The sequence below is a fragment of the Phycisphaerae bacterium genome (assembly GCA_017999985.1).
In the GTDB taxonomy this organism is placed as follows: domain Bacteria; phylum Planctomycetota; class Phycisphaerae; order UBA1845; family Fen-1342; genus JAGNKU01.
Genome location: JAGNKU010000006.1, coordinates 101,497 through 118,175, shown reverse-complemented (window position 1 = coordinate 118,175; position 16,679 = coordinate 101,497). Strand labels below are relative to the sequence as shown.

3 protein-coding genes are annotated in these 16,679 nt (G+C 64.4%); 1 reads left to right on the top strand and 2 read right to left on the bottom strand.

Annotation, left to right across the window (positions count from 1 at the left end; translation table 11 throughout):
- On the bottom strand, positions 1-10,441 hold a 10,441-nt coding region (locus KA383_09625), incomplete at its 3' end, for a DNRLRE domain-containing protein (GenBank protein MBP7746384.1).
- Between the two features lie 949 nt (positions 10,442-11,390).
- A complete protein-coding gene (locus KA383_09620) occupies positions 11,391-12,221 on the bottom strand; it encodes a redoxin domain-containing protein (GenBank protein ID MBP7746383.1) in 831 nt (276 codons plus the stop codon).
- A gap of 548 nt (positions 12,222-12,769) precedes the next feature.
- Here KA383_09620 and KA383_09615 point away from each other — a divergent pair.
- On the top strand, positions 12,770-16,399 hold the full coding sequence (locus KA383_09615; GenBank protein ID MBP7746382.1) for a hypothetical protein: 3,630 nt from the start codon (positions 12,770-12,772) through the stop codon (positions 16,397-16,399).
- Positions 16,400-16,679 lie beyond the last annotated feature (280 nt).

Sequence of the window (16,679 nt, the reverse complement as noted above, 5' to 3'; positions counted from 1 at the left end):
ACTGACCGGCCGGCGGGCCCGTATGCGTCACCGTGCCGTCCGCGTTGCACACGTCCGTCGTGCACGGGTCGTCGTCGTCGATCGGCGTCAGAGTCCCGCTGGTCGGGTCGCAGCACTGACCGGCCGGCGGGCCCGTATGCGTCACCGTGCCGTCCGCGTTGCACACGTCCGTCGTGCACGGGTCGTCGTCGTCGATCGGCGTCAGAGTCCCGCTGGTCGGGTCGCAGCACTGACCGGCCGGGGTCGTGTCCAGATGCTCGCACGTGCCGGGCCCGAGATCCGGGATCGCTGCGGGATCAGTGAGCCACGTCGGGGAGTTGACGAGTGTCCCAGGGCCCGTGGGCGTTGAGCCGGAGTCGGCCGTCGTCGCGCCAGTGCCTTCATCCAGCGCCCAGCGATGGCGCAGGCCTGCTGCTGACAGCACCTGCTTGCCCATGTAGCTCTCGAAGTCCGTCGTCGTCCATGCATAATCCCAGGTCCGAATCTCATCGACCTTTCCGTTGAGGTACGTGCCGGCGAGGATCGCTCCCCCCGAATCGCGTGCCACACCCAACCATACCGCATCAGTTGGATACTTGTTGCTGATGGCTGACGTGCCCCAGGCCGTAGTGTCGATGTTCTTCTTCTTGACCCCGTCGAGCCAGAGCTCGAGCTGGTTCGTAGTCCGGTTCACGACCATCGCAAAGTGGTGCCACCCAGTCGGGAACGAGAGCTCCGTCGCAATGTCCTTTTGATTGCCGGTGTCTGTCTCAACCGAGAGCGCCAGTCCGGCCGGCTGATCATTGACAGCGGTGTTGTATTGCACCACCACCTGGGGATTACCGCCTTGGCGGCCCTGACGGAAGATGCCGGTGTACTGTGCCGGGGCGGCCGTGTTGTCGAAGGCGAACCAGCCTTCGATCGTGAAGCTGCCGTTCCCGAAGTTCGTCATGTAGTTGACGGCGGTCGTGGCGTCGTCATTCCCGAGATTCACGTACTGGTTGGTGCCGTTGAGCTTGATCGCCGCGTCGTTCGCCGTGTTGCACGTGTCATCCGTGCAGACGTTCGAGTCTTCACACTGGGTGTCGGACTGGCAGCAGTCGAGGATCGGCGTGCCAGCGCACACGCCGGCGGAACAAGTGTCGTTCGCAGTGCACGGGTCGCCGTCGCTGCACGTAAGTGTGTTATTCGTGTGCACGCACTGGTTTCCGGTGCACGCGTCGTCCGTGCAGATGTTGCCGTCGTCGCACTCCGCCGCAGTATTGCAGCACCCGGGGATTTTCGTACCCCCACCGCACACGCCGGAACTGCAGGTTGTGCCGGTGGTACAAACGTCGCCGTCGTCGCACGGTGTGCCATTTGGGCCCGCGCTGTAGCTGCATTCCACGTTCCCGAGGTCCGGTGCGCCAGTGACCCAGAGCGGCGGATTCGCGGTCGGAGTGAGCGTACCGTTGTTCTGCGTCGGGATTGTCGTCGAATCGACGGCAGTGGTGCCGGTGCCGTCATTCAATCCCCATCGACCGATGAGGCCTGGTGCTGTCCGGATTTGCATAGACATGCCGGCCTGTATCTCGGCGGCCGACCGCGCGTAGTTCCACACCCGCGCCTCGTCCATCATTCCGCCGAAGTAACCACCGGGGTTTGCGCCCGTGCTGTTCAGCGCGACGCCCAGTCCCGCATGCTGGATGCTGTCGTAACGGGGCTCGACCCCTGGGTCCGCCACGCAATACGCCGCGTTTGAGCACGTGGACTCGGTACCGCAGGTCGCCGGCAAGCCGTCGGCGGCCGTGACATCGGTGCCGTCCAGGAACATCGTCCATCCCGCCGCCGCACTATAGGTGACGGCGACGTGGTGCCAGTTCTGGTCAGTGATGACCCCGTCTGTCGCCCGGCTGCAGATTGGTCGGTTCTGCCCGGCCGGGGCGCCGTCGCCGCTGGCTGCGTACTGCTCGAAATCGGCCACGAGCCGGCCCGCTGCCGTAATGCCAAAGAAGTAGTTGCAGTCGGCGGTTGTGCCATCGGCCTCGCTGCGTCCCTTCGTGACGAGCGCAACGACGTTCTGGAGCCCGCCTGTGCCCGTTGATGCGTTCGCAGTTCCCCACGAGGCCCCGTCCTTCTTGATCCAGGCCTCGAGTGTGAAGGCCCGGGCGCCCAGAGCGGCTTCCCCGGCGGCCGCCCCCATCGTGACGTAGTCGTTGGATCCGTCGAACTTCAGGGCATAGGAGTCTGTGCCTGTGCAAACGTCTGTAGTGCAATCATTGCCGTCGTCGCAGGTTGGGTCGCCCTCGCACACTCCGCCGGTGCAGACCTCTCCGGTCGTGCAGAAGTCGCCGTCGTCGCACGCCGTGCCGTTCGGCAGCGGGTTGTTAACGCATTGGTTGCCGACCTCGTCGCAACTGTCCGCCGTGCAGGGGTTGTCATCGTTACAAGTCGCCGTGCCGCCGGTGCAGTTGCCACCCTGGCACGTCTCACCCGTGGTGCAGAACAGGCCATCGTCGCAGGTCTGACCCTCGTTGGCCGGCTGCGCTTCGCATGCATCGGTGGTCTCGTTGCAGACGCCCACGTGGCACTGGTCGTTCTGCGCCGAGCAGTCCGTAGCTGTTCCGCCGGTGCAGGCCCCACTCTGACACGTCTCCCCAGTCGTGCAGTACTGCCCATCCTCGCAGGGCCCTTCCTCGTTGGTGTACATGCACACCGCGAGACCCAAACTCGGCGCCCCCGCCACCCATGTCGGGCCGTTTTTCAGTGTCCCGCCGTAGGCGTTGCCGGAGGAATCCGCGGCGGTCAAACCCGTCCCTTCGTCCAGGCCCCAGCGTCCGACGAGCCCGGGCGCCGCCGGGATCCGCCTGATCCTGTTGGCTGCGATCTCGCTAGCGGTCAGCGCATGATCCCAAACGCGGACTTCGTCGACGTTGCCGGCGAAGTAACCCGCGGGAGCCGGGGTGTTCGGATCCGTCCAGCCGTCAAAAGCGGTGGCGATCCCGAACGGGTGCGCGCTGTCGTCACGCGGCACCGACGTTGTGGCCAGAGTGGCGCTCGCGCCGTCCACGGCACCATCCACATACAGTTTGAGGCTCTGACCATCGTAAGTCACGGCCGCGTGGTGCCATTGGCCGTCGTTGATGTTCGTCGCGCCTTGGACGACGTTGTCCCCGCCGACTGGCGCCGGGCTCTTCTGTTCGAAGTTGAAAGCGAGCGTGTTGCTCGCAGAGATCCCGAGGAAGTAATTCTCATCCCTCGTGTCGCCGTCGCCGATTCCACGACCCTTCGTCACGAGCGGGACGGCGTTATTGGGTGCCACCGCCGCGAAGGCGGTCTCGACCCCAGCTCCGGTCTTCTGGAACCACAGCTCGAGTGTGAACTGTGCGAGTCCAAGCTCCGGATGGGTCGCGGCCAGGCCGAAATCAAGGTACTGGTTGCTCCCGTTGAACGCGAGGGCGCTCTCGGAGGTCAGAGACGCGCATATCTCGGTCGTGCAGACGTTGCCGTCGTCACAACTGACCGGAGTGCCACCGGCACAGTTGCCCGCGCCGTCGCACGTCTCCCCGCTAGTGCAGGCGTCGCCGTCATCGCAGGCGGCGCCGGGGTTGGGGGCGTGCTGGCAGGTATACGTGCCGGTATTGCACGTGTCGACCGTGCACGGGTCACTGTCGGTACAGTCGGCGTCGACGCAGCACTCGCCGACCGGCGGATGCTGGCACACGTGGTCAACGCACGTGTCCGCCGTACAGGCGTTCCAGTCGTCGCAGTCGTCGTCCGTGTTGCAGCACCCGTCGATCGGCGTGCGCACGCACGTGTTGTCGCCGAAGGTCGGAATGTCTGCCGCGAGCGTGCGCCACGTCGGGCCGTTCACGAGCGTCCCTGCCGTCGTCGGCGTCGAGCCCGAATCCGCGATCGTCGTCCCGATTCCCTCGTTCATCGCCCAGCGGTGGCGCAGTCCCGGCGCCGCGAGCAGTTGACGGTTCACGTTATCCAGAATTTGCTGTGCGGTCCGCGCGTGGTCCCAGATCCGGACTTCGTCAAGCCGGCCATTGAAGTAATAAGTGTAACTGCCGCCCGGCGCCGTCCGGACGGCACCTAGAATCACGGGGTCGCGCACTTCGTTCGGTGGGGTCCCGGTATACGTGTCGTTGATCGGGTAGGTCCCCCAGGCGTTGGCGGCAGTCTGCGCGCTATCGACCAGTGCTCCGGTCGAGTCGTGCAGGTAGACGGTCAGCGTTTGCGCCCCCGGCGTCCGATCCGCCACCATCGCGTAGTGATACCACTGGCCGAGGGTGAATTGCGTCGAGACCGTCGTGTCAACCTGGGTTCCAGAGGTCGACGTCTCGATCGAACCGGCAATGCGGTTGTAAGGGCTCGATCCTGGGAACTGTACCACGACTTGTGGGTAGGCATTCTGGCTGCCCTGCCGGAACAGGCCCATGTAGGTGGTCGCGGTGTTTGCGAGGAACCAACCCTCGATCGTAAAGCTGCCCGTGCCGTAGTTCGTGAGGTAGTTCACCTCTGCGGTATTGCCGTCATTCCCGAGGTTGATATAGTCGTTGCTGCCATCGAATGACAATGCCGCGAGATTCGCCGTGTCACACGCGTCGTCCGTGCAGACGTCGCCGTCGTCGCAGTCATTGTCGGCATCGCAGCAGTCAGAGATGAGCGTTCCCGTGCACACTCCGTTGATGCATATATCATTTGTGGTACACGCGTCGTCGTCGTCGCACGCGCCGTTTTCGTTAATCGCCGTATGGACACAGCCCGTTGCTGGATTGCAGGAATCCTCCGTGCACACTTCGCCATCGTCGCAAACCACCGCCGCATGCTGGCAAACATTGTTTACGCACGCGTCCGTGGTGCAGGCATCACTGTCGTTGCACTCCGCGTCGCTCGTACACGGCGTGCAGTTCGGGATCGGCGTATGCGAGCAGACCCCGGGACTCAGCGGAGCCTTGTCCGTCGGACTCCACGTCGGGCCGTTCGTCAGGGTCCCGTCTTCCGCGGGAGCGGTCGAGTCGTGGGCCGTCGTGCCGGCATTTTCGTCCAGTCCCCAGCGGCCGATCAGGCCGGTTCCGGAGGTGATCGCCTGTTGCATCCCGGCCTGGATCTCAGCCTGGCTGAGCGCGCGGTTCCAGATCCGCACCTCGTCCAGAATCCCCTGGAAGGCGCCGAGCCGCGAGCCGGCCGACGTCAGCATGGCACCGAGCCCGAAGTGCTGGATACTGTCGGAACGCGGAGTAAAGGCACCGACTACGAGCGTGGCTTCCGGGTTTCCATTCAGATACAACCGCCACGTCGTTCCGTCGTAGCTCGCGGCGGCGTGATACCAGGTGTTGAGGGTGATCTGCGTTGTACCCGACACCGGATGGTTGAGGCCCGTGGCGGTATCCTCGAAATCGGCGGCGAGGACGTCTCCCGCTGTGTTGATTCCGAGAACATAGTTCGCATCCACGTTAGATCCGTCCGCCTCCGGTGCACCCTTCGCAACAAGTGGCACAAGTGAACTGATCCCGGAAGTCCCGGTAGTATTGCCGACGCCGGTCCCGGTCCGCCTGAACCAGGTCTCGATCGTGAACTCGGCAGTGCCCAGGCCGGACGCCACACCCATGGTCACGTAGTCGTTGGTGCCGTCGAAATTCAGCGCCGAGACGTTTTCTCCAACGCACTCGTCCGTGGTGCAGGCGTCATCGTCGTCGCACTCTGCATCGCTGGTACACGACACGTTCTGCACGTTACTGCAATTTCCCGTCAGCTCCTCACACGCGTCCGACGTGCCGGCATTGCCGTCGTCGCAGTCCGCGTCAGTGGTGCAGCAACCGTCCTGGGGCGTGTAGCTGCTCTGGCACACGCCGCCTGAGCAGACGTCGGTGGTGCAGGCGTTGTCATCCGTACAGGAATTGGCGTCGTTCGCCGGGTGCGTGCAGGTGCCGCCGCTGCAGACGTCATCCGTGCACGGGTTGCCGTCGTCGGCGCATGACAGTGAGTTGGGAGTGCTCTGACATACTCCGTCGTCGCACACGTCGTCCGTGCATTCGTTGTTGTCCGTGCACGTGTTGCCGTTGTTCGGCGGGTTTGTGCAGGTTCCGTTGTCGCATACGTCGTCGGTACAGTCATTGTCGTCGGCGCAGTCCTCGTTCGTCGTGCACGTCGTGGCTGTCGTGAAGTCCCACCGGCTGCTCGTCGTGGTGGAATTCCCGTCCGAGATCGTCACGTACCACTCGTACTGCGTGTTCATCGCGCGCCCGGGCCAGCTCACGCAGGCCGTGCCGCCGCTCGCGACGACTTGCGCAGCTCCGATCTGCACGAACGGCTCGCCGGCCTCCATGTCGTAGGGCAGCATCAACTCGTTGCCGCCGGCGGCGTACGTTCCGCCGGGCTCGACGTAGCAATCGCGCGCGCAGGCGTCGTTGGGCGCGTTATCGCCGTGTGCCGTCGGCTTGTTGATGAACCGCCCGCCGGTGACAACGGTCGGAGAGAAAGTCTCGACGTGGATCGTGTCCGACTGTGGGTCAAACGTCAGAATCCGCAGCCAGCCGTTGCCGCCGTTGGAGCGCATCTGGTAGTCGGAGATCAGTGTATAGATCGGGTGTCCGTCGGTGCCCGGGTCAACGCGATGGTTGGCCTGGTCCAGGTGGCCGCAGTTCATCAGGAAGACATTCGGGTTGTCCTTGAGAGCGTCATAGAGCACTTGCCCGTGGCCGTGGAACGCCCCGGCCGGCGCCATGAGGGCGTGGCTGATGATGATCGCCCGGTGGTTCGGGTAGGTGTTCGTCAGCAGGTCATCCACCCACTGGACAACGGCGAGGCAGGTGGCCGAGGTGCAAACGCCCTGATACGTTCCCCCCGAATCCATCTCCGATTCCAGGAAGAAGACGATGAAATCCATCCCGCCGGCGTTGAACAACACGTAGTAATTGTCCATGTTGTTGGGGTACGTCCCGCCGAACGTGTAGTTGTCGACGAAGTAGCCGTTGGCCTGGATCCGGGACTTCGGGAAGGTGGCGTTGTAGTTGACCGTGGTGGCGCCCTCGTCGGAACCAGTCCGCGCGGAGCCCGTGGGATTCTGGTCGTGGTTGCCGACGCACATGCCGTATGGCAGGCCGGCCATGTCGAGCGTCGCGAACGCCGTGCTGGCGACACCCCACTGCGTCGTGCTTGCGTCGTTTGTCATGTCCCCGAGGCCCGCGACGAAGACAATATTCCGCGAGACGCGGTTGTCCACGCACCACTGCGTCTGCGCATAGTAGGTGGACGGGTAGCTCTGGGCGTAGTTCTGCGGATCGGGCAGCACGACGATTGTGAACGGATCGCCCGCTTCGCCGGTCACTTCGCGGCCCCAGAACGTGACCGTGAGTTCCTCCGCTTCGGGGTCGCTCACGTCGACGCACAAATCCGGGCTGAGCGCGACGTTAATTGCGCCATCGACCGGGGAAGGATCGGTCGGCTGATCCGGCGGCGCATTCGGCGCGGCGACCTCTTCCAACTCGGGAATAAGCGAGAAGTCCGAACTCCCTATGGTCGCGTTGTGCCCCTGGCACGCGAGGACGTTGTAGCCCGCAGTCAGCACCCCGGGAGCCACACTTGTGAGCACGGGTGTTCCAGCCTCGTGGTCCACGCTGATGTGACCGCTTGACTGGCTGGCGTTGTACGGCGGCGGAGTGCCCGTGATGTTGCTGCTCCGCGCGACCTCCGTTCCGTTGATGTAGCAGACGTAGGCGTCGTCGTAGTCCACCGACAACTCGAGGCCGTATACGGACGATGGATCGGACACGTAGAATGCGCGGCGGATGTACACGCTCAAGTAGTTGTTCTGCATCGCCGGGGGATTGCTCGCGTCGAGCAACGTGTTATCGTCGCCATCGGCGTATCCGAATCCACTCGGGCCGGTTTCCCACGAAGAATCGTCAAATGCAACTGTGTTCCAGTTGACCGGCGGCTCCGACTGCCCGCGGAAGTACTTCCACTCGTTGCCTTCCACGATCGGCAACAGCGGTGCCGGCGGCTCACACACGCCCGTGGCGTGGTTACATATCAGGGGCGGCGTGCACCCATCAGTGCCGGCGCACACGCCCTGGTTGCATAGGTCGTCGCCCGTGCAGGCAATTCCATCATCGCACGTGTTCAAGTCGTCGTTAGTGCCGACGCAGACGCCGCCCACGCAGACGTCGTCCGTGCAGTCATTGCCGTCGGAGCAGGGGTTGTTGTCGTCGGCGACATTCGTGCACTCGCCCGTGTCAACGTCGCATGTATCATCGGTGCAGGGGTTGCCGTCGTCGCAATCGGCGTCGCTGTCGCAGCCGGTAGTGTACGTCACCGATAGCAGCGGCCGGTACGAGACGGTCGTGGACTCGGAAGATTGCACGCGCAGCCCGTCCGTCCCGGTTGTCATCAAGATCACCCACCCGTAGTTGCTCGACGGCGCAGCCGACCACGCCTGGACAGCCCCCGTTACGTCCACCGGATAGGACGTGTTCAGGGCGCCCATGGTCGTGGTCGCGTCGGCGATTTCCAGCGCGTCGTCGTCATCCGCCTGGACCCCGGCCTCCAGGTTCCACGGCGCCACGCCGTAATCGGCCCAGACATCGGTAGCGTCCCAGGGATGGAGCAGCCGGTGGAAGCCCACCGGGTTCGGGCTGTAGTCGTTGGTGTCGCCCCCGACTCTCATCGTCAGGGTCGCAGACTCGATGGTCGATCCGGCTGGAATCTGGTTCGCGCCGGACCCGAAGATTCCGTCGAACCGAATGAGCGCCTGTTCGACGACCGGGTCCAGATCGACGACCAGCGGGTTGGCCGTAGCCTGGCTACCCAGGGTACTGTCAATGTACGTGTCCGCCGTGCCGGTGTAACCGTTCGCGTCCCCCTGCTGGAACGTCACGGTGACGGGTGCACGCTCACAGTTGCCCGTTGTGTGGTTGCACACCTTTCCACCCGTGCAGTTATCGACGTGCTGGCAGCCTGAGGCCGGAACGCACGAATCGTCCGTACACGCGACCTCGTCGTCGCAGGTCAGAGGCGTTCCATCCTCGCACACGCCCGCCACGCAGGCCTCCGTGCCATTGCACACGTCTCCGTCGCTGCATTGCGCGCTCGTCAGGCACTCCACGCACGTCTCGAGGGTCTCGTCGCAGTAGGGGGTCGGGGAGCTACAGCTCACCGGCGTGCCGGCCTCGCAGACGCCCGTGCCGGTGTTGCAGGTTTCATCGCCGTTGCAGAAGAGGCCGTCGTCGCAGTCGAGGTCGCTAGTACACGGCGGCGGCACATAAAGCACGGTCAGCTTCGGGCGCTGCGTCTGCGTTGTCGCCTCGCTTGAAGCGCACTCCTGGCCGTCGGTCGTGTTCGGCCGGATGATCCAGCCGCGGTTGGCGATGGGCGTGGCCGCCCAGTACGCGATGCTCGACGTGACGTCGATGTCCGAGGTGGTGTTGATTGTGCCCAACGGGACGGAGCCCACTGTGGCGCCGTAGTCCTCGGCTTGAACACCTGCCGTGGCACCGAAAGTGTTCCAGGTGACGGCGTCTTCGGTCCAGTCAACCGCGACCTCGTTCATGGTGGCAGCGGTGGCCGTGACGTTCGTGATGTACAGCGTCAATGTCGCAGCGAGGATCGTGGATCCGCTCGGAATCTGGTTGGCGTCGCTCCCAAATACACCATCGAAACGGAACAGGCCGTACGAGTACTTGCCGCTGCTGTTCGGCTCGTCAGTGTCCCACTTCACTACCGCTGCGCTGCCGTAGTTCGTGGTGAGGTAGTATTCCATGATATGTGCGTCATGCGTGCCAGCATAGCCGTTCAATCCGTTCTGGAATGTGATCGACTGCGTCCCCGGGGGGTAGTACTTCACAGTCAGCAGAGGGTGCGTCGCACCTTCGGAGGAATCAAAGGCCAACGTGTCGGCCCCAGCCACGAGGAACACCCAGCCGAAGTTGCTCGCAGTGTTGGTCGACCAGGCCTGCAGGCTGGTCGTCACGTCGATGGTTCTCAATCCGGCCGGGGTGACGGTGGCCGGTGCGGCATCGGGCGTTGACACTGCGTCCACGCCGTCGGCCTGCACGCCCGCCGTCGTGTTCCACGGGCTGCCGTTCCCGAACGTGCTCCAAACGTCGTCATCGTCCCAGGTATGAAGCATGCGGTGGATGTTCGTCACGATGGCGATGTCGTTCGAGACGTTCACAGTCAGCGTGGCGGAAGTGATGACCGCACCGGCGGGGATCTGATTGGCACCAGCCCCGAAGATGTTGTCGAAACGAAGGAGAATCTGCCGGATGTCCGTATCGGGCGGTGTACCGTCGGCCGAGAGCGTGGTCGCGCCGGCGTTCGGACTGGTCACGTTGTACTGGATGTACGTGTCCACCGTCCCGCTGTACCCGTTCACACCTTGCTGGAACGTCACCGTCACCGGGTCTGCCGCACGGGCCGCTTCAGTCGCCGCCAGCACCGCACCGATTACGATCAGCGAGGTCATAGTTCGCCGCATGATCTTCGCTCCTTTGTTCGCGCTCGGCGGTGTCGACAGCGTCGCCCGTGCGAAGCGCAGCCCCACGGCTTGCAGTCCCATCCAGCCCCCCCGATGTGTTCTGTTGCCTGCCACGACATTGCCTCCCGATGCCCGCGCGCCAGACGCCACGGTGCCAGTCTGCAGCCCGCGCCGAGACGTGAACATCTCGCGATCCTCATGTTGTGCGCTGCGCCGGCCGGAATGCCGCGCGGCCCGGCGACAGATGCACTACCCCAACGCAAGACGGGACATGGGACTCAAGTGACCCCACTTGGCTGTGCCCAAACCATTCAGCCCCGCCAACGCAGCCGCCTCAGACATGCGCTTCGTTCGCACACCTACCCCGCATGCGGGCACACTGCCCGCTACGTGTCCTGTTAGCATGTTACCGGACGCCTTGGTTGGCTTCAAGGTTTTTCTTATTTCGTCATCGCCCGCGGCCTGCGCGCGGGCGCTGCGCCGGTCCCGCGGTGACCCATTGGACGAGCGCGGTTGGGCGCGGAGCGTGTCCTGGTCTGGCGCGACGCGCGCACCAGTCTCGCATACCACGCTTGCCGGTAGGCGCCCGTCCGACACGTGCACGGCCCGTGCCCGGCCAGGCCGCACGGAGCGGGCGCGCGTCCACAGGGGCGCGTGCAGAGACGATCACGGTTCGCACCGCAAAAGCGCGGCACGCGTTGGCCCAGCGCAGCTGGGCCTCAGGATCGCCCGGCGCATCGCGTCGCTCAGTCAGGCTTGGCGTGCCAGCGACACTTCAGGGCCGCCCCGCAGACCTGCGGCGGACTCGTGAACGCTCGCCAAACCGCAACGTACCATCCGGCGCGCCGCCCGCCCACCACAGTCGGGCCGGCGAGATCGGAGCCTCACGCTGCCCCGGTTGTCGGGGCCGAAGCGCCCGGACCCGAAACCTCAAGCGCCAGCGACGTGGTCATTTGCCTGCCGGCGGAGCGCTGCCCGGCTCGGGCTTTGATTCTCCCAGCAGCGCGGCGAGCTGTTGCTGGAGCATCTGATCGATGTTGTCCTTCGCGCCGATGTTGACGTGCGCCACCGTGCCGTCACTGCGGATCACGAACATCGTCGGGTACGCAGTGGCGAAATACGCACCGCCGATCTTGTTGCCAGGGTCCATCGCCAGTTCGAGGTTCGACCCGCGCGAGGTGTACTCGGCGGCGGCCTCCTCCGGCGTGTACGCTTTTGCGCCCATCTGCTCGTTGATATTCACGAAACGCACGCCCTTCGGCTCGTACGTAGCACGAACCTGCTCGACCTTGGGGATTTGCCGCGCGCAGAAGCCGCAGTTCGGCGCCACGAAGTTCAACACGGTGGCCGGGTGACTCGTGAACTGCGCGTTCCCAACGGGCGCTCCCGCCATGGTCGTCAACGCGATGGGAGGGGCCGGCTTGCCGACCAGATCCATCGCCGGACGGCGCGGCTCGGCCTTGGGAGCGGTGGCGTTTTTTGAGATGACCTGCAGCTGGCCAAGAATCGTGTTGAGTTTCTGATCGATGGCGGCCAGCGATATGGGCTCGTCCACCGCCTCGGCGTTGTTCTCCACGGCCGCCGGCAGACGGGCCTGCAAGTCGGCCAGCAATCGGCGCAGACTCTGCAGTTCGGTCCGCAGATTGTTCACGTCGGCGCGAAGTTGCTGCTGTTCTTTCTGAAGACTCTGAATCGTCGCCGCCGTGCCTTGATCCTGGGGCTCAGCTGCGACGTTATACACCAGCGCGAGCGAAACAAAGATGATCATGCCCCGACCCATACGCGTGCTCCTCATTAGCGTCCGTTCCCGAGCCCAAGGCCCGCTTGTGGGCGAATTATCGCCCCGTTTTCCACCCATCAGAACCTGCAGTCAACTCCGGCCGCGGCTCGCCCACCGCCCCGAAGCAGGCGCACAGCACCCTTTCATCGCCCACTTGTATCGCTGAGCCCGGGACGTGTCAACGTTCGACGACGCGGGGGGAGAGTCCGAATCGGCTAAGAGAACGTCGTGCTTATCGGACTGGCCCTCCGGAGTGCTTGCGAAAATGGGTAATCTCCGCGCCGTCTTTTGGCCGAAGCACTTATGGGGCGGCAACGATCGGCCGTCCCAAGCTTCTTGGCTCTACGCCCGAGAATGGGCTCGTTGCCGGCGGATGCATGCCGTCGGCGGCCAGGCAGTTGAGCGTGCGATCGCCCCAAGCTGTTTGCATCGGAGAGGGAGATATTTTAAACTTACTGGAGTTGTTCGTAGAGATGTTAATTTAGGCAGGACTCCGTGGTCGGTTTGTACCTCTGTTTGACAGCCGCGGAATCTGGAGGGAGAAGAAGATGAGCCCAACCCTCAATCTCAGTTTGTTCCCTCCGGCGCCGCGCATCGCTGTCATGTTCCTGATCGTGCTCGTGGTGCCTGCCCGCGCCGAAGTGCCGTGGCCGGCAGAACCGGCGGCGCAGGCAGTCAATCTGACGGGCATTGAGGGTCCGGGTCAGAACGACTTTTATTCGGACATGAGCGGCGCAGCTTGGAACCCACTGACGCGCCGTCTATGGGTCTGCCGGAACGGCCCGGGGGGCGACGCTTCGAAATTCTGGGCCATCCGCGAAAACGGAAGCGGCGGATACGAAATTGACTATCGCAATGGAAATCGTGGCGAGTGGACCGGCTTCGGCGATCTCGAGGGCATCACCGTCGCGCATTACGACGAGGATTCCGTCTACGTCATCATCGAAGGTGAGGAGCGGATCAAGGAATACGACGTCTCGGTGTATGGAACGGCGACGCTGCGAAACAACTGGAATACGAGCCCATACCTGCCGCTGAATGGCGGCAGTGGTGCAGAGGGCATCGCCTTCGTTCCTGACGAGTTTCTGGCAGCGGAGGGATTCGTCGACCAGAACGGCAATCCGTATACGAGCCAGAACGGCATGGGCGGACTCATGTTTGTCGCCCATCAGAATGGCGGTCGCCTTTACGCTTTCGACCTGAACCGGACCAATGGCACGTTCACGTTTGTGGGGGCCTACCAGACCGGCTATTCGGAGAGCGCCGACCTGGCGTTCGATCGATCAGAGGGGTTGCTGTACATCTTCCATGGCGCGGACTACAACCGCACTGAGGTTGTCACGCTCGGCTCCACGTTGGTTGGTGGGGAACGCCGGCTGAACCAGGTCGTGATGTACGGCAGCCCGATGGGCGGCAACCTGGAAGGTATCGCAGTCGTACCAAACGACGACTGCGTGGGTGGCCAGCGGGCCTTCTTCCTGGTGATTGATGGGGGCGGGGCCACCTCGCTACTGCTGTTCAACCAGTTTCCGTGCTGCATTGGCGACGGGAGCTACGGCAGTGATGAGGATGGAGACGGCGTGCACGACTGCAACGATGACTGCCCGAACACGCCGCCGGGTCAGCCGCCGAACGCGGACGGTTGCTCGTGCAGCCAGTTGGACAGCGACGGCGACGGGGTGAACAACTGCAACGATGCCTGTCCGAACACGCCGCCGGGGCAGCCGCCGAACGCGGATGGTTGCTCGTGCAGCCAGTTGGACAGCGACGGCGACGGGGTGAACAACTGCAACGATGCCTGTCCGAACACGCCGCCGGGGCAGCCGCCGAACGCGGATGGTTGCTCGTGCAGCCAGCTCGACAGCGATGGCGACGGGGTGAACAACTGCAACGATGCCTGTCCGAACACGCCGCCAGGTCAGCCGCCGAACGCGGACGGTTGCTCGTGCAGCCAGCTGGACAGCGACGGCGACGGAGTGAACAACTGCAACGATGACTGCCCGAACACGCCGCCGGGTCAGCCGCCGAACGCGGACGGTTGCTCGTGCAGCCAGCTCGACAGCGACGGCGACGGGGTGAACAACTGCATTGATGCCTGTCCGAACACGCCGCCGGGGCAGCCGCCGAACGCGGATGGTTGCTCGTGCAGCCAGCTCGACAGCGACGGCGACGGGGTGAACAACTGCATTGATGACTGCCCGAACACGCCGCCGGGGCAGCCGCCGAACGCGGATGGTTGCTCGTGCAGCCAGCTGGACAGCGACGGCGACGGAGTGAACAACTGCAACGATGACTGCCCGAACACGCCGCCGGGGCAGCCGCCGAACGCGGATGGTTGCTCGTGCAGCCAGCTCGACAGCGACGGCGACGGGGTGAACAATTGCATCGATGACTGTCCGAACACGCCGCCGGGCGAGGCGCCGAACGCGGCCGGCTGCTCGTGCAGCCAGCTCGGCAGTGATTGTGACGACGACAATGTGTGCAATGGGACTGAGACGTGTACGAACGGCGAGTGCGTGGCCGGCACGCCGCTGAATTGTGATGATGGTATCGACTGCACGACGGACACCTGTGACCCGACCGCTGGCTGCGTCCATACGGATAATTGCCGCTTCGGCGAAGTGTGCGATCAGGACACTGGCGGCTGCGTGCCACTGCCCGCGCCCGAGCCGTTGCCGATCGAGCCAGGCGACACTTGGCGCTACTTCAAGGGTATCAACAGTGCCCCGCCGGCTGACTGGACGACTGTCCCCTTCGCGGACTCCGGCTGGCTGAGCGGGCCGGGCGGGTTCGGGTTTGGCCCGGACTGCATGGCGCAACGCGGAACGACGCTGAGCGATATGCAAAATGGGTACCTGAGCGTGTACGCGCGGCGTCTGTTCCACGTGGACGAGCCGGAGATGATCAGTTCTCTGACGCTGACTGTGGATTACGATGACGCCTTCGTCGCCTACCTCAATGGGCAAGAGGTGGTGCGGCGCAACGTGACCGGTAACCCGCCGGCGCACAATCAGCCCGCCACCCAGGATCACGAATGTTCCGCGTGCGGCGGGGCCTGCAACGCGGCGGAGGTCATCGACCTCAGCGCCTTTGTGAGCCTGCTGGAGAACGGCACGAACGTGCTGGCGATCCAGGCCCACAACCTGTCTTTGGGTAGTTCGGACTTCACGTTGACTGTGTTGCTGACTGCGACCCTGGGCCCCAATTGCCAACTTGACGGCGACGGTGACGGCGTCGGCGACTGCGACGACGAATGCCCGGACACGCCGGCTGGACAGCCCGTGAACGGCGACGGTTGCTCGTGCAACCAGCTGGACAGCGACGGCGACGGAGTGAACAACTGCAACGATGATTGCCCGAACACGCCGCCGAGTGAGGCACCAAACGCGGACGGTTGCTCGTGCAGTCAGCTCGACAGCGACGGCGACGGGGTGAACAACTGCAACGATGCCTGCCCGAACACGCCGCCGGGTGAGGCGCTGAATGCGGACGGCTGCTCGTGCAGCCAGTTGGACAGCGACGGCGATGGGGTGAACAACTGCAACGATGCCTGTCCGAATACGCCGCCGGGTCCGGCGCCGAACGCGAATGGCTGTTCGTGCAGTCAGCTCGACAGCGATGGCGACGGCGTGGACAACTGCATCGATGCCTGTCCAAACACGCCGCTAGGTCAGGTGCCGAACGCAGACGGTTGCTCGTGCAGTCAGCTCGACTGCGATGGCGACGGCGTGAATGACTGCGACGATACTTGTCCGGACACGCCGCCGGACTCGTCAGTCAACGACTGCGGATGCGCAGTGGTGCCCACGGACCCGGACAGTCCCGTACCGCCGGATAATCCAGGCTGGGAGCCCGCTAGCGTACCGGTCGAAGGTGAGGATGAGGTGGTGGCCGGGGAGGTCGAGTCACTGGACGGGAACGGCGAGTCGTGTGCGGGGCAGGATGAAGATGCCGACGGTGTGGATGACTGCGAGGACGAATGCCCGGGCACCGCGTTCGGTGCGGCCGTTGACGAACACGGGTGTTCGTGTGACCAGTCAGGCGACTGTGTCGACGGCACGACGGCGGCTCCGGTGGTTGGCCTATGCGGGGCCGGGCTGGTGCCGGGCGCGGTCTTGTCGCTTGCCGGCTGGCGTGCGATGAGGCGAGCGCGAGCCGCCCGGCGGTTCTTGCCCTGACGTGCTCCGGAGCTCGTCCGCGTCTTGCCCCGCAGACTGTGGGATCGGCCCCGGGCGGCTGACGGCAAGGGAAGACGCGGACGACTCGGTTTAACGGTCACGCCCGCGAGGGGGGGCTCGTCCCTGAAATCCTCCAGTCTGCCTGCCGCTGCTTGGCGAGTCGAACGACCGCCGCGTCCAGCAGCCCGTCCTGCTCCACCCGCGCCGCTGCGTGCCGCCCCGTTAACTGCAACTCGCTACCGCGTGACATCCCGGTGGAGTCCGGCGCGATCGTTGCCCC